Raw genomic sequence first — 14,769 nt, 5'->3', positions numbered from 1 at the left:
ACCATCAAAGCAATTTCTCTAGGCAGAGCAACTGTCACTTAAAGAAGATGGCAGACTTGAAGCTTCCAAAATGTTATTAAAATGAAAAAACTTAATATTAAAATGTAAGTAGACAGAATATGTCCACTGTTATGAATAAAATATATTTATAGGTATTGATAATAACACATGGGGTGGGAAGTTTGAATAATAAAAGTATTGATTCAGCAGAGGTCATTAAATTGTTAATGGAGAAGGAAAACAAAATAAAGGCTTTGGAAAGACAAATAGAAGATCTTAAGTTATTAACTAAAACAGATAGTTTAACTGGTGTATTAAATAAAAGAGCTGGCATGGAGCTTTTAGATAAAGCTATAAGAAACTGTGAGGATAAGTCTTCAAAGATAACAATAGTCTTTCTAGACATAGACAACTTTAAAGAAGTTAATGACACCTATGGCCATGTAGAAGGTGATAGACTCTTACAAAAGTTAGCTAAACTCATAGAAGGCACAATTAGAAAAACTGACTCTGTATTTAGATGTGGCGGAGATGAGTTTGTCATAGTTTTTTCTGAAGGTAATTTAAAGAAAGTTAGAAAAGTCTGTAATAGGATGACCAATAGAATAAAAGCCTATAACAAAACAGGGATATTGCCCTATAAAATTGGGGTAAGCTATGGAATTGCACAATATAATAATAATTTATATAACACGCCAAAGGAATTAATAGATATGGCAGATAGAGAAATGTACAAACATAAGAAAAAAAAGAAGGAAAATGGATAAACTTGTTTAATTATATAGATACATGTCTAAAAGCGAAGGATAAGGGGCTACAAGGATGAGTAAAACGGAAATGCTATTACATATTTATGATATTTTAGTTAAGGGTGGATTAATAAATAAAAAAGAAATGTCAGAGGAATTTGGTGTTTCAGACAAGACAATTTCCAGATATATAAAAGAAATTAATATGTACTTTTGTGAAAACAATATTAATGCGAAAATAAGCTACAGTAAAAAAAGAAAAGGACATGTTTTAATTAATGAAAATGACTCTAATCTAAATAGTAAAGATATTCTAGCCATATCAAAGGTGCTTTTAGAAAGTAGAGGCTTTTGTAAAAAGGAAGTAAATGAGCTAATAAATAAACTCACATCAAATTGTTATGGTGAAGATAAAAAACAAATTAAGTTATCTATAGATAATGAGTTAGATACATATATTTCACCAAAACATAGTAGTGAAGTTATAGACAAGCTTTGGACACTGAATGAAGCTATCAAAAATCAAAAACTTATAGAAATCGCTTATAAAAAAATTGGGGCAAATGGAAAGCTTCAAGAAGAAATATCAAAAAGGATACTAGAGCCACAAGGGATAATATTCTCAGAATTCTATTTTTACCTAGCTGCTTATATGAAGGGCTATGATTTTGAATATCCAGTGATTTATAGGATTGATAGAATAAAAAAGTATAAGATTCTAGGAGAAAGTTTTAAAGTAGATTATAGTGAAAGATTTAAACCAGGTGAGTTTAGAAACTTAATTCAATTCATGCATTCAGGAAAGCTACAAAATGTAGTATTTAAGTTTAAAGGCGGATCTATAGAAGCCGTGCTAGATAGACTCCCTACAGCAGAGGTAGTTAAAGAAAGTAATGGAGTATTTACTGTTAGAGCTAAGGTTTTTGGAAGTGGAATAAAAATGTGGATTTTAAGCCAAGGGGCAGCTATAGAAGTTTTAGAACCAGTGGAGTTGAGGGAGGAAATTATTAAGACTATTAGTAGTATGGTGAATAATTATAATTCATAAAGGTCATATCATTTTCTAGGATAATAATAAGTTAGAGTCTGTTAAATAATAGTATCATATATAGATTTTATAGAAATGACAAAAAGTAGTATATGCTAATTAAATTAGTAAATAAGGAGTTTCTTGATTAGAGGAGATTAAATTGAGAAAATATGATAATTTAAAGAGAAAAAAAGATCTAATAATAAGTGGGATCAATGAAGACCTTGATAATTTAGATAAAATATCAAAGGAAGCAAGTCGTGTTGCTGAGGTTGCAAACAATATTACATTAGTAGTAAATGATATTGAAAAACAATTTAAAAAGGTTACAAAGCTTACTAAAACAGACATTTCCTTTTTAATGCTAGCAACGGCATTACAATGTGCAAGACAGTATATATTTACAAATGATAAATTTAGATTAGATAAGGCTTCAGATGGTGATAAGCTGATAAAAGATCCTCTTAAAAAAATTACACCAAAAGAGTGGCATGATATATTATTTGGAAGTGTACCCTATGATGCTGTTACACAAACAGAGAGTTTTAAAGATTTGAATATAAATTCTGGAATTTCAGGTGCTACACACAGATATAGAGCATTGGGACATGACCCTGTTATTGGGTGGATAATTGGACCGATAAATATACTTTCAGATTCCTTAACAAAAAATGATTTTATAACAACCTTTAAGGTTACTAATAAGCAGTTGGATGGAAAATTTGAAGGTGGAACCCTAGGTGCAATTGATGTCGCTAGTGAACAAATCTGTGCTGACAAATGGAATTTACCCGCTGCAGTTATTAAGCAGGCAATTCATTTCGGAGCGGATAATTTTACTAAGCAGGGGTTACCTGTGCCAGGTTTATCAACCTTAAATGAAGATATGGCAAAGAAGCTACTTACAAAATACCATATTGATAATTATAGTATTGTGCGAGGGGCTTCCATGGCTATTTTAATAAATAGTATAATAGAATGCATACATATGCTCTTTTACAATGAACAAAATGATATTTCTGTTGATCTATATAAGGTAAGAAGCAAAAAAATAATAATGTATTCAAATATTATTGCATCATCAAGTAATATTATTTATGCTGCATTAACTAAAGATCTAACAAAATTAGATGTTGGTGGTATTTTGGTAACCTTATATAGAATTGTAAGCGATACAAAGTTTATCAGTGAAGTAAAAAAAGAATTTTTAGAAAAAGAATTTTATAAAACTGTTATGGGAGAAAATCTTAACAATATGATAGGGGGAAAAGAGTAATGAGTACAAAAGATTTTAAACGCGGAATGGAAGCAGGAGTTAAGCCATTTAATGATAAGTTTAATCAGACAAGCCAAGCAATTAATAAAGTTGGAGGTCAAATAAGTGAAAAAATAGACTCTTTGAATGGTGTTATGGATGAAGTTATAGATGATTTAAATTCTATAAAAAAGAAAGAAATCTATGACTTAAACACAAAATTTGATCTTAAGAAAGATCTAGATGATGCTGAAAAGGAATTATTAGCAGCCCTATTGATTACTATATCTAATAGTGGTGCAGAAAATAACACATACCAGCAGAAATTCATACGATCGGTAAATTCATACATAGAGATAAACAACCCGCAACTATCTATTGATGTAAGTAATATTGAAAATGTTGATAATTTAAGTTCACAAAAAGCTATTTTGCAAGTAATTATGGAATATTTATTTTTAGAGTATGGTAACTTTGAGTTCTTGGAAGATTATGAAGAAAGTTTATTTGACTACTTTAATGTAAATAAAAAAGGGGTTAATGAGATTAAGGAATGTATAAAAGTAATATATAATGCTACAGGATTTGAAGGTATTGCTGAAAAGTATGGTTATGTAGTTGAAGAGAATATTGAGAATGGAGATAAGGATAAATTAGAAAAAAAATATAGTACCTATGATGGTAGTGATATTTGTGAGAAATGTGCTGACATAATTAATGTAAATGAAAAATACATAATTTTAAAGGATTATTTAGTATATAGCGATAATGTTACTGATAAATTATACAGGGTAAGAAAAAATGATGGTGAAAAAGTTGAAATAAATTCTAAACTAGATATTGAAATTACTCGTGATATTTTTAGAACAGAAATGTTAGGGTGTGGTGAAAATTTATTTTTATTTACTAGAGCCATAAAGAATAGTGTGGTGAAGGTAAATATAAACACTTTTGAAACTTCAATAATAGAACTATCTGAAGAAGGATCAAAGTATCAATGTAGTGAAGATTATTTCATTTATGTAAGTGAACAAGATAACGCAAAGAGACTTGTTAAAATAGATTTAAAAAATAATACCACAGAGACCTTAAAACATATTGTGAATGGTGAAAATGTATTAACCTGTGGAGATTATTATCTTGTAGGAAGAAATGTATATTTTAAACCCCAAGGGTCCCGTGTGGTTCATGGATATCCAATTTCTGATGAGAATTTATTAAACAGTGATAATTTATATGAATTTAACTTAGAAGATGGTACTTTAGAAATAGTATGCGAAATCCCAGGCGGCAGCTATTATTATCTTTCTCCTAATGATACAAGCAGGTATGGAAATATTTTATTTTCAACTCAAAATGGTTTTTCTTTCGAAAAGTTTGGTTATTCATATTTGGATTTGGAAAATCCAAAAGCCATAAGAAATACAGCTATTATGAACTATAGTTGTGATACTTATCCATTCTTAGCATACGATAGCATTTTTTATGTTGTTTTAGATTATAAGATGTCTATAAGAAAGTATAATATTATAACAGGAGAATCTAGCATTATATTGGAGTCAACACAATGTGCTGATAGCTATACCACGGGAGTATTTAAAAAAGAAACACATTATAGCATGATGGGAACTACGCCACAGGTTGTAGGAAGATGGTTATACTACTTAGGAAAAACAAGTAATAATGTACGCAAAGTGTCAATTGATGTACAAATGGGCGAAAGCGAAGTACTTCTTTTAGATGGCAATCCTGTACATAGATATAGATAGTATTTAGGAGGAAGCCTAAAATAAACTACTACAACAAAAATTAACTTTAGCTAAGATCTTATGCAATGAAAATAAATGTAAATTGGAGAATACTAAATGAGAACTAAATTTGTTGAAGTAATAGACACAGATGGTAAAGTATATCAATATAATGGAGTTAAAACAGCTTGTTTGGAATGTGATTTACCTATTTGGTATGGAATATATTCACATAGAACCTTACCTAAAAAGTATGAAGAGACCTTCAGTAAAATAGCATTAGTAAAAGTTGATGATGTTATTAGACATGAGAAAAAGTAAAAGATCTTGTTGATATAACAGGGAATTTATATGGCAACGGAAGAAGCTAGGAGTTTGTAGTTTAAGCTACATAATTGAGATTAAAAAGTTGAAGAAATAGCTAGATCAGTTATGAATTAATATGAAGAGCCATGTGGAGAAATACCATATGGCTCTTATCATCTAAAAGTCTTTTGCTAAGTATTCATAGTAATTCCACATAACAAAATTTTATTTACTGTGATTTTAGATATTTGATTAAGTATTAACAACAAGAAAAAGGATATATAAAGATGTTATACATTCGGTAGAAGATTTAGTATTTTCTAAGGGCGAAAAATCACCCTAATACCTTCAAACCCGCATGAACACTATATCTCCTTATCTTCTTTTATTGATATATGGATATATTGAAATCTTCATATATTTTTTTATGGTTATCTTCTTTTCTTGAAATCGTTAATTCTTAAAATCTTAAAATCACGAGAACACTATAAATCTGTTGTTTTTAGGGGAGAAGAGGCCAGTTTCTATAGCTTTTCATGCAAAGGGGAGCTGTTGTTACAAATTATTGTTGTAAAGCAATAGATAAATATGTCGATAAAAATAATATAGTGAACAATATTTTAGCAAAGTTCAAGTTAGGTTATATTATTAATTTAAAAAGTCATTATGATGAAAAAATACATGAAATTTCAACAAGTTTCTCAAAGTTCTTGTTAAGTTTGTAAGTAAATTGTCTTATAATTACTTGTATAAGCAAGTTTTTATAAAGGAGATTTATTTATGGGATTTATTATATTAATAATGATGTTTGCAGCGATAGTTCAGTACATAGAAGTCAAAAATTATAATAAAAGTAATTACAAAAAAGAAACTAGATACTCCTATACTAAAGTTAGATTTAACTCAGGGTTATACGGGGAATACCTATCATTTAATATCTTAAATAAAATAGAAGGACACAATAGAATACTCGCAAATGTTTATGTTCCAAAAGAAAAAGGTGGAACTACAGAAATAGATGTGGTAATGATTCATGAAAAGGGAATCTTTGTGATTGAATCAAAGAACTACAGTGGATGGATTTTTGGAGATGAAAAGAATAAAAACTGGACTCAAAGCTTTAAAAATGGAAGAAAAGAAAAATTCTATAACCCAATTTGGCAAAACCAAAGTCACATTAGACATCTTTCAAAGTTACTTAATATAGAAGATAAAAATTTAATGAAGTCAATTATTGCTTTCAGTGAAAGATGCACTTTAAAAAAGCTACAGGTATACTCTGAGAGCATAAGAGTCATAAACAGAAATGAACTAGAAAAAACTGTGAACATGATGATACTAGGTAGCTGTTGCTACTTAGGAAGAGAGCAAGTAGATGAAATATATAATAAATTGAAGAGCTATAGCAATGTGTCAGAGGAAGTTAAGAGGAGACATGTGGAGGAAGTTAGGGAGATGAAGGGCTAAAAGCTTAAGTAAAGTTAGTTAAATTAGAAGGAGGAAATATGGCAGGATATATTTTTAGTCTGGATAGTATTAATTCTTTAAGACAATGCATTGAAAATGGAGTTTATAGCACTAATTTAACTTCTCCAAGAAATAATACTTGGGGAGTACACCATGAAGGTACATTTGCAGATTATTTAAGCATGAAGCCAGGTGATAATGTTTATTTCTTTATCAAGAGAAAGGTTTATGGTATTGGGAAGTTGATTAGTATTAAAAATGAATGCAAGTTTCTTAATTTTCCCAATGCGCTTCAGCCATATAATTTCAATAATGAAGAAATAAATGATGAAATGTTAATGAAAGATTGCAATGGGAATACTAACAATAGAATTTTATGCATATTTGAGCCAAGCCCCAACTTTTTCTTAGAGGGAATTGATATGGATGATGTTTTATCGTCAAATCCTAATAGTTTCAAAAATTTAAGAGCATTTTGGAAACTTTCTTTTATAAAGGTAGATGACAATGAAAACAAAGCACTAAGAGATATTATATTAATTAGGAATGAACAATCCATTAATAGAAAACATGATGTATATAACTTTAATACGGAAATTCATAATTATTTTAGTACCAAAGTTAGCAATAACTATTTTGTGAATGAGAAAGCTATATTAATGTATAGTCATAAGGACAGTAAGATTAAACATGAAATGGCGATCGAAGCAGCTATTACTAGTATGGTATCAAGAAGTAATAATACTATATTTGGAAGGTGGGATTATATTTCTCGTCAAGTTATTGCCTCACCATTCAAAGCTATAGATTACATGGATAGGATGGATATATTTGGATATAGATATATAAGTGGTTTTGATACGATTTCAAAGTATCTCGTTTTAGAAATAAAAAAAGATGAAGCTGTATTTGATGCTATAGATCAAGTAATTAAATATGTTGATTGGGTAAGCCAAGAATATACTTTTGGTAACTATGAAATGATTGAGGCTTTTATTGTAGCTTATGATTTTTCTAAAGAAGTAAGAGCTTATAAAAATAATGTTGCTATTAGAAATTTTGCCATAGGGAGAAGACCAATCATTTCAAAAGTTTGGACAAATCTTCGACTCATAAAATACAAATATAACATAGAAAACAGCGAATTAGAGTTTGAAGAAGTTAATTAATAAAAAAACCAGTTCATCTACATTAAACCTATAGATGAACTGGTTAAAAAGAAAATATTAATCAAATAGGCATATTTGATCATAAGCCACTTCATCATTCACTAAATAATGAAGGTTAAGCTCTTTTTCCTTTTCAAAGATACTATTCAAAGTAATGCCCATTTTTTCAACTAAGCTTACAACAAGAGCATTTCCCATGCAGAAATACCTAAAATTTTCGGGCATTCCAGTATCTGTCCAGTTATCAGGGAAACCATTTAGTCTCTCACATTCAACAGGGGTAAGCAGTCTATATCTTCCAGTTTTGAAATCTTCAATTACATGGGTGCTCCTATTCACACTACCTTCGCTAGTAAGCATTGTTCTTCCAGGTAAGTCTAGAGAATCAGGAAAGTTCATACCACCTTCAGAATAAAAATACTCAAAACCATTTTTGTCTACACGTTGTATTTTTTTTGGCCCCTTAAGGTATTTAAACTTCTCTAGTTTTTTTTCATTATTGTCAATAAAGTATTTTTCATCAACTTCTTGCTCTATACGGATTTCTCTTAGGGTTTTAGGTATGAAGTTATCAGCATTAACTTCCATAGTTGTAATTAAACCATTACTCATAACTCCTGAATTTTTAAATTCAAACTTAAAAGAATCAGATATTTCAACTATATCTTCAAATTCATTTAAATTACAAGATAAGTTACTATGTAAAAACTTAGAAGGAAATTGACTTTGAAAAAAGCCATGTGAGAGTAGCCACTTTTCAAGATTGTCTAATTTTCCAAGTTTTTTATAGTATTGAGTTTTATTGTGGAATGCAAAGATAAATACCCTTCTTCTTTTTTGAGCAAATCCATAATCCGCTGCATTTATTATTCTCCATTCAACAGAATAGCCTAATTGCCACAGTGAGTACAACATAATACCAAAATCACGACCTCTTTGTTTGGCAGGAGACTTTAATAATCTATCTACATTTTCTAGGAGTATAAAAGGAGGTCTTTTCTCTTTAACAATTCTATTTATTTCCCACCAAAGAACCCCTTTATGACCTTGTATTCCTTTTGCCTGAGTTCTAGCTACAGAATAATCTTGGCAAGGAAAACCACCAACTAAGAGATTATGATTAGGAATATCAATTGCATTAATTGCTGATATATCTTCATTCACATGGCAGTCGCATTTTCCAAAGTGCTGAGTATAGCAATCAAAGGCGTGTTGAGTTTTTTTTCCTGGCTCCCATTGATTAGCCCAAACAAAATTCCACTCATTATCATCCTGTTCACCATTAAGACCAACTCTAAAACCGCCAACACCAGCGAATAGTTCACATACGGTTTTTCTCATCTTTCACCTCTATAATATCTAGATATTTTTTATTAGTAAAAACCTATAAATACTATTATAATTATAATATAAACAAAAGTAAAGATCAACTTTTATTTTGGGGGGAATTTTATGAGAGATAAAAAAAATACTTATGAAACACAAGAAGAGTTAATGATATATGCTAAAGGGCTTGAAGGCAAGACCTTTGGTGAAATAGATAAAACTAATAGAATTGTAAATGAAAAGGCAAAGGGGAAGCTTGGTCAAATTATTGAAGAGAGCTACTTTGGCTATGAAATAAACTCTAAACCAGAGGCAGACTTTAAGAACCTTAATATAGAATTAAAAGTAACTCCCTACAAGAAAAATAAAAATGGAAGTCTGTCAGCTAAGGAAAGATTAGTACTAAATATAATTAATTATATGGAAGAAATACATAAAGATTTTTATACTAGTTCTTTTTGGATGAAGAATAATAAGCTACTAATTGTGTTTTATAATTATGAAAAAGATAAAACCGTGGGACAGTATGAGATTACAAATACAATTTTGTATGAAATTCCCGAAGAAGATTTACCAACAGTAATTCAAGATTGGGAAACAATAATAGGTAAAGTAAGAAATGGAAAAGCTCATGAATTATCTGAAGGTGATACCTTCTATTTAGGAGCATGCACAAAAGGCAAAGATAGTTCATCTTTAAGGCAGCAGCCTTTTTCAGATATTTCAGCAATGCAAAGGGCATATTCCTTTAAACAATCTTATATGACTCATATATTGAGAAGTAACTTAAATAATGAGTTCTCAGAAAAACTTATTAAAGATGGTAATTTTTCAATCAGAGGGTATGTAGAAAAGCTACTTAAGCCATTTATTAATAAAAGCTATGAAGAATTATGTGAAGTTTACGGACAAGCATCGTGTGCAAAAAATTCAGTTCAACTGTTGATATCAAAAATTTTCAATATAAAAGGAACTGATCTTTCAAAAATACAAGAATTCGAAAAAGCAAATTTAAAGTTAAAAACTATTACAGTAGATAAGAATAATAAAATCAAAGAAAGTATGTCTTTTCCCACATTTAAATTTAAAGAAATTATAGAAACTTCTTGGGAAGAGTCAGACTTGAAAAGAATTTTAGGAGAGCAAAAATACTTATTTATAGTTTTTAAAGAAAACAAAACTAGTGATTTAATATTTAAAGGTTTTAGATTCTGGAACATACCATATGAGGATTTAAATGAGGTAGAAAGGGTATATAGGAAAACCGTAGAAGTGATTAAAGCTGGTGTAGAAATAAAAGAAAAACTAACAAAAAATGGAATTAGGCATAACAATAACTTACCTTCAAAGAGTGAAAGCTATGTCTGTCATGTAAGACCCCACGGAAGAGATGCTAGAGACACCTATGAATTACCAGATGGTAGAAGGCTTACAAAGCAATGCTTTTGGCTAAATAATACTTATATATTAGAGCAGGTCAAGGATTTATTTTATAAATAAAAATATGTTTTAAAAAAATCAAAGGTTTTAACAGAAAGTTTTTACTGTGCAACTAAAATTTTAGCTGCTCGACTGAGGAACTCAAGCTTATATGGGAAATGTTAAAAATTAAGGACTAGTGTTGGTTTTCTTACAAAGACTTTCAAACTACCTAGTACTTAATTGAGGAATATCTATGAAAAATGAAAAAATGGCTAATATTTTTAGAAACAAAATTGAAGCTGAACTTGAACTTATAAACATAGAAAATTTTGAGGAGTATACTATATACTCAAATATTAGTTAAGATTTAATTGATTTTTATGCTAAAATAATTAAAATTGCTATTGATGAGAAAGTTACTGTTACAGGTTATGAATTAAGTGGTGGTAAATATAAAGTTGTATTTTTAATGTCTAATAAAAATGGAACACTATTTAACATCCAAGTCAAAGGATACAAAAGTGGAAATATTAAGTTATTACATGAGTATAATACAAGATTATTTTTAGGGTAAGTAAAACTTTAAATTACGTTAATAGAATAATGTTAACGAAGTTGTTAGAGTAGTTAAATGGTGTAAGAATCCATAAAAAACAAACTTAGAAAATAATTCAGGTTTAAACATAAAATACATAAATAATTCATATTACCATAGAATTTATAATGATTCTATGGTAATATGAAGTGTAAGCAAATGATAATATTCGTAAAATATGAATACGATTTCATGTTAAATTGTATTAGGTTTCAAGATATAAATATACATACTAGATTTTATATGGAATGTTTGTCATATTGCTTTTAAAGAAATTATACAAATTATAATAAGAGGGGGAATTGAGAAATGGCAAAAATGACACAATGTAAAAGCTGCTCTAAAGAAATAGCATCTACTGCTAAATCTTGTCCGGGATGTGGAGCAAAAAATAAAAAACCAATATATAAAAGACCTTGGTTTATAGTAATAGCATTTTTTGTAATAGTTGGAGCAATACGTGGATTAGGTAATGACGATTCAACTAAAACAAACAGTGGAACAACTGGAACTGGACAGGAAATTAGTCAGAATCAAAATAAAGTAGAAGAAAAGAAAGTTGAAGAAAAGAAAGTAGAAGAAAAAGTAGAAAAAAAAGTAGAAGATAACGTTCCAACAGAATATAAGTCTGCATTGAGAAAAGCAAAATCATATGCTGACACCATGAGTATGTCTAAAGCTGGAATATATGACCAGTTAACATCAGAATATGGAGAGAAATTTACTGCAGAAGCAGCTAAATATGCAATAGACAATGTACAAGTAGATTGGAAAAAAAATGCGTTAGAAAAAGCAAAGTCATATCAAGAAACTATGTCAATGTCTCCAAGCGCAATCTATGATCAATTAATATCAGAACATGGAGAGAAATTTACAGCAGAAGAAGCAAAATATGCTGTAGACAATCTGAAGTAGTATATTATCTTATTGGTACCAGACACTGGATAACTCAACTAAATGTTGATAAATGAATAAATATGATGTTTTCGTATACTGAATACTCATATTTGTGCGTTTAAACAAAATTGAGTTGTCTTAAAACTATAATTCACAAAGTATATGAGAGAGAGTTCTAATAAAAATAATTAGTAATAGTTAATGTTTCTACTGGTTTTGCTGTCAAGGATTGTACAGTGAAGAATGTAGACTGTATAATTGATAGTTTTTGGGACAGTTATTTTAAGACTACCTCTTTTTATGAATTTAGTTGATAGAGTATTCATTGTTTTTTTGCATTAAAAATCAATACTGTTTAAGAAAATAGCCAATTTATTGAATAAGATTTAATAATTAATTTTGAGGACATGTAGTCCAATAATTCTACATGTCCTTTAAGTTTACGTAAAACTATTAAATTCAACAATTAAAGTAAAATTTAGTACAAAAATATGAAGAGATTAAGGTAATCATGTTAAGTGATAGTTTAACAGGTAGGTGAGTAAATAACTTAACATGATAATTTAGCTTATAAACTACTGAACTTTAGAATGATTAAACATATTTTTGAAGAATATTGTAACAATATTAACATAATTTATTTATAAGTAAATTCAGTTTTATATAAAATATGAGTTATAACAATCAAAAACTCCATGCTATAATTATAGTATTGGAGTTTTTTTCATACATAAAAATATTTAACTAAGAATTATAAATAGTGTTTAAATAATATAAATAGCTCCGGGTTAGGGGGGAATAACCTTGAATAAAATCATAATACCAGAAAATCAAATAATACTACCTAAGTCAGCAGAGATGATACCTTATAGCAAAGAAGTAGATTATTCAACCTTTTCAAGGGTTTTAGATGATAATGTGGTTACTGCAAGTTATAAGATGTATTGGCTAATTGCCTTGCTTGATGAGGTTTCTTTAGGTAATGTGGAGATTCCGTTTAAAAAGTTAGTTTCAAGGATGGTAGTTAATGCTTGGTATCCAATAAGAGCTTTTAAGCTGAGTTTTGGAAGTTGCGATAATTTAGCTACTGTGGTTAATTACATTGCCGATACCTATGGGTTTGAAAATAATTATGAGGAAACTAAGCTTCTTAATTTCCTATATAATACAGAAGATAAAGCTCTTAATAAGCTGCTAAAGGATTTAACCTTAAATGTTCCCTATAGATTTTTATCTCCTTTTCTTAATGAGAAAGTTCTTCATAAGAAGAAGCCTGTGAAGGAGCTAGAGGAGTTATCTAGGGTAGAGGATAACTGCATTTATGGAATATTTAAAGATCATAATAATGAGAACTTTATAAGAATAAAAGATGGTTGGATAGATTATTTAAAATATAATTATAGGATAATAAAAGGTTGGGCTTATTATAAGTTAGTGTGTTTTCTTCAGAAAAGAAATCCAAATGTACCAGCTATACCATTTAAGCTAGAGCCACCAAGGAAACGGGAGCTTACAAAGGCAACAAATCTTTGGAAGGATGTAATAAGCACATCTAAGATTGTGGATATCTACACAGGAAAGTGTTTTACTGAAGAAAATTATGATCTTCATGGTGGCTTAAGCATAGACCACTTTATTCCCTGGAGCTTTGTGTTACATGATCAAATTTGGAACTTAGTGCCTACCTTTAAGAATATTAATAGTAAAAAGAGTGATGATTTATTAATTTATGATAAATATATAGCTGATTTTTGCGATTTACAATATGAAGCTTTTGCGCATGCCTGTAAGAAAAAAGATAAGGACATTGTTGCTGAGTACACAGATGCCCTTAGAATAGAAAGTATTTATGAATTCTATAAAAACGGTACCAAGGAAATGTTTAGCCAGGAGCTTAAAAAGTGTATTTCCCCACTGTACCAAATTGCTGCTAATCAAGGGTTCAAAGTGAGAGAAAAATTGATTTAATTAAAGTATTGTAAAGATCAAGTTATATTGTTTTGTAAGTTGCAGTTACAATTTCTTTAGTTATTACTGTAAGAGTTTATCAACAGTTAAAGAATGAAACTGAGTTGTAACAAATTATTTCTAAAAGAAAGGCATGAGAACTATGAGTTTAATGAGTAAAGATAACCTAAAAAATATATACTTAATTAGACACTGCAAGGCAGAGGGACAACCTGCTGAGGCAAAGCTCACTGACCTTGGAGTAAGCCAAGCTAAAGACCTTATGGAGTTTTTAAAACCTTATGATATTCAGTACATAGCCTCAAGTCCATATGTGAGAGCAGTGGATACCATAACTCCACTAAGTAAGGAACTTAATTTATCTATAAATATTGATGAAAGACTTAAGGAAAAGGTGTTAACATCAAAGGATGTGGAGGATTTTACTCCGCTGTTAAGAGCTGCTTTTAAGGATATGGATTTAAAGTATGAAGGTGGAGAGTCCTCAAGAGAAGCTACTTCTAGAGCTATAGAGGCTCTAAAGGATTTACTTAAAAGAGAAGAAAGTAATATTGCGATGGTAACTCATGGAGAACTTTTTTCATTGATTGTAAAACACTTTGATAATTCCTTTGGTTATGAAGGCTGGCAAAGCTTAACTAATCCAGATGTGTATGTGTTAACTTTTAAAGATAATGAAATCAATGAAGTTGAGATAAATAGAATTTGGAAGTAAGGATATTGGTAATATAAGTCTATAGCAAATTATTTCGTGGCAGGGAATTGAAGTCATGTTTGTACAATGTTACAAACATAGGGCAAATAGTAAGGGTATATGGTATAATTAACCAGAGATCA

Annotated in this window: 12 protein-coding genes; 11 read left to right on the top strand and 1 reads right to left on the bottom strand. The window is 29.4% G+C overall.

Annotated elements, in window-relative coordinates; genetic code table 11:
- The first annotated feature begins 182 nt into the window (after positions 1-182).
- From C661_RS0117250 to C661_RS0117215, 7 genes are all read left to right on the top strand, one after another.
- Positions 183-767, top strand: coding sequence for a GGDEF domain-containing protein (locus C661_RS0117250; protein ID WP_017416601.1), 585 nt, complete (start codon positions 183-185; stop codon positions 765-767).
- A gap of 55 nt (positions 768-822) precedes the next feature.
- Complete coding sequence (locus C661_RS0117245; RefSeq protein ID WP_017416600.1) at positions 823-1,797, top strand: helix-turn-helix transcriptional regulator; 975 nt, start codon at positions 823-825, stop codon at positions 1,795-1,797.
- Between the two features lie 142 nt (positions 1,798-1,939).
- Positions 1,940-3,055, top strand: a complete 1,116-nt coding sequence (locus tag C661_RS0117240; protein WP_017416599.1) for a hypothetical protein — start codon at positions 1,940-1,942, stop codon at positions 3,053-3,055.
- A complete protein-coding gene (locus C661_RS0117235; protein WP_017416598.1) occupies positions 3,055-4,803 on the top strand; it encodes a hypothetical protein in 1,749 nt (582 codons plus the stop codon). The genes C661_RS0117240 and C661_RS0117235 overlap by 1 nt, the downstream gene beginning before the upstream one ends.
- Positions 4,804-4,899: 96 nt before the next feature.
- Complete coding sequence (locus C661_RS0117230) at positions 4,900-5,103, top strand: hypothetical protein (RefSeq protein ID WP_017416597.1); 204 nt, start codon at positions 4,900-4,902, stop codon at positions 5,101-5,103.
- 765 nt (positions 5,104-5,868) lie between these two features.
- On the top strand, positions 5,869-6,555 hold the full coding sequence (locus C661_RS0117220; protein ID WP_017416595.1) for a nuclease-related domain-containing protein: 687 nt from the start codon (positions 5,869-5,871) through the stop codon (positions 6,553-6,555).
- Between the two features lie 38 nt (positions 6,556-6,593).
- Positions 6,594-7,724: a PDDEXK family nuclease gene (locus C661_RS0117215; protein WP_017416594.1), complete on the top strand. Its 1,131-nt coding sequence runs from the start codon at positions 6,594-6,596 to the stop codon at positions 7,722-7,724.
- A 57-nt stretch (positions 7,725-7,781) separates the two neighbouring features.
- On the opposite strand, the gene dcm is transcribed toward C661_RS0117215, so the two are convergent.
- Entirely contained in the window at positions 7,782-9,065 is a 1,284-nt protein-coding gene (gene dcm / locus C661_RS0117210; protein ID WP_017416593.1) for a DNA (cytosine-5-)-methyltransferase, read from the bottom strand.
- Between the two features lie 111 nt (positions 9,066-9,176).
- Here dcm and C661_RS0117205 point away from each other — a divergent pair, with 111 nt between their 5' ends.
- The 4 genes from C661_RS0117205 to C661_RS0117185 all read left to right on the top strand — a co-directional run bounded on the left by C661_RS0117205 (position 9,177) and on the right by C661_RS0117185 (position 14,647).
- Positions 9,177-10,550 carry a Sau3AI family type II restriction endonuclease gene (locus C661_RS0117205; protein ID WP_017416592.1) on the top strand — a complete coding sequence of 458 codons (1,374 nt, stop codon included), beginning with the start codon at positions 9,177-9,179 and terminating at the stop codon, positions 10,548-10,550.
- 826 nt (positions 10,551-11,376) lie between these two features.
- The gene (locus C661_RS0117195; protein WP_017416590.1) at positions 11,377-11,982 is read left to right on the top strand and encodes an Ltp family lipoprotein; all 606 of its coding nucleotides are present in this window, start codon (positions 11,377-11,379) and stop codon (positions 11,980-11,982) included.
- Positions 11,983-12,768: 786 nt separating this feature from the next.
- A complete protein-coding gene (locus tag C661_RS0117190) occupies positions 12,769-13,932 on the top strand; it encodes an HNH endonuclease domain-containing protein (RefSeq protein ID WP_017416589.1) in 1,164 nt (387 codons plus the stop codon).
- A gap of 151 nt (positions 13,933-14,083) precedes the next feature.
- A complete protein-coding gene (locus tag C661_RS0117185) occupies positions 14,084-14,647 on the top strand; it encodes a histidine phosphatase family protein (RefSeq protein ID WP_017416588.1) in 564 nt (187 codons plus the stop codon).
- Positions 14,648-14,769: the final 122 nt, after the last annotated feature.

It is taken from the genome of Clostridium tunisiense TJ (assembly GCF_000300195.1).
In the GTDB taxonomy this organism is placed as follows: Bacteria; Bacillota; Clostridia; order Clostridiales; family Clostridiaceae; genus Clostridium_J; species Clostridium_J tunisiense.
The sequence above is the reverse complement of the archived record's forward strand: the minus strand, read 5'-3'. Positions and strand labels throughout refer to the sequence as shown.

What these genes read in the sequence shown, in the direction of transcription:
- C661_RS0117215 (WP_017416594.1), top strand. Translation starts at nt 6,594, where the DNA reads ATGGCAGGATATATTTTTAGTCTGGATAGTATTAATTCTTTAAGACAA.
- C661_RS0117185 (WP_017416588.1), top strand. Translation starts at nt 14,084, where the DNA reads ATGAGTAAAGATAACCTAAAAAATATATACTTAATTAGACACTGCAAG.
- C661_RS0117220 (WP_017416595.1), top strand. Translation starts at nt 5,869, where the DNA reads ATGGGATTTATTATATTAATAATGATGTTTGCAGCGATAGTTCAGTAC.
- C661_RS0117235 (WP_017416598.1), top strand. Translation starts at nt 3,055, where the DNA reads ATGAGTACAAAAGATTTTAAACGCGGAATGGAAGCAGGAGTTAAGCCA.
- C661_RS0117195 (WP_017416590.1), top strand. Translation starts at nt 11,377, where the DNA reads ATGGCAAAAATGACACAATGTAAAAGCTGCTCTAAAGAAATAGCATCT.
- C661_RS0117245 (WP_017416600.1), top strand. Translation starts at nt 823, where the DNA reads ATGAGTAAAACGGAAATGCTATTACATATTTATGATATTTTAGTTAAG.
- dcm (WP_017416593.1), bottom strand. Translation starts at nt 9,065, where the DNA reads ATGAGAAAAACCGTATGTGAACTATTCGCTGGTGTTGGCGGTTTTAGA.
- C661_RS0117230 (WP_017416597.1), top strand. Translation starts at nt 4,900, where the DNA reads ATGAGAACTAAATTTGTTGAAGTAATAGACACAGATGGTAAAGTATAT.
- C661_RS0117205 (WP_017416592.1), top strand. Translation starts at nt 9,177, where the DNA reads ATGAGAGATAAAAAAAATACTTATGAAACACAAGAAGAGTTAATGATA.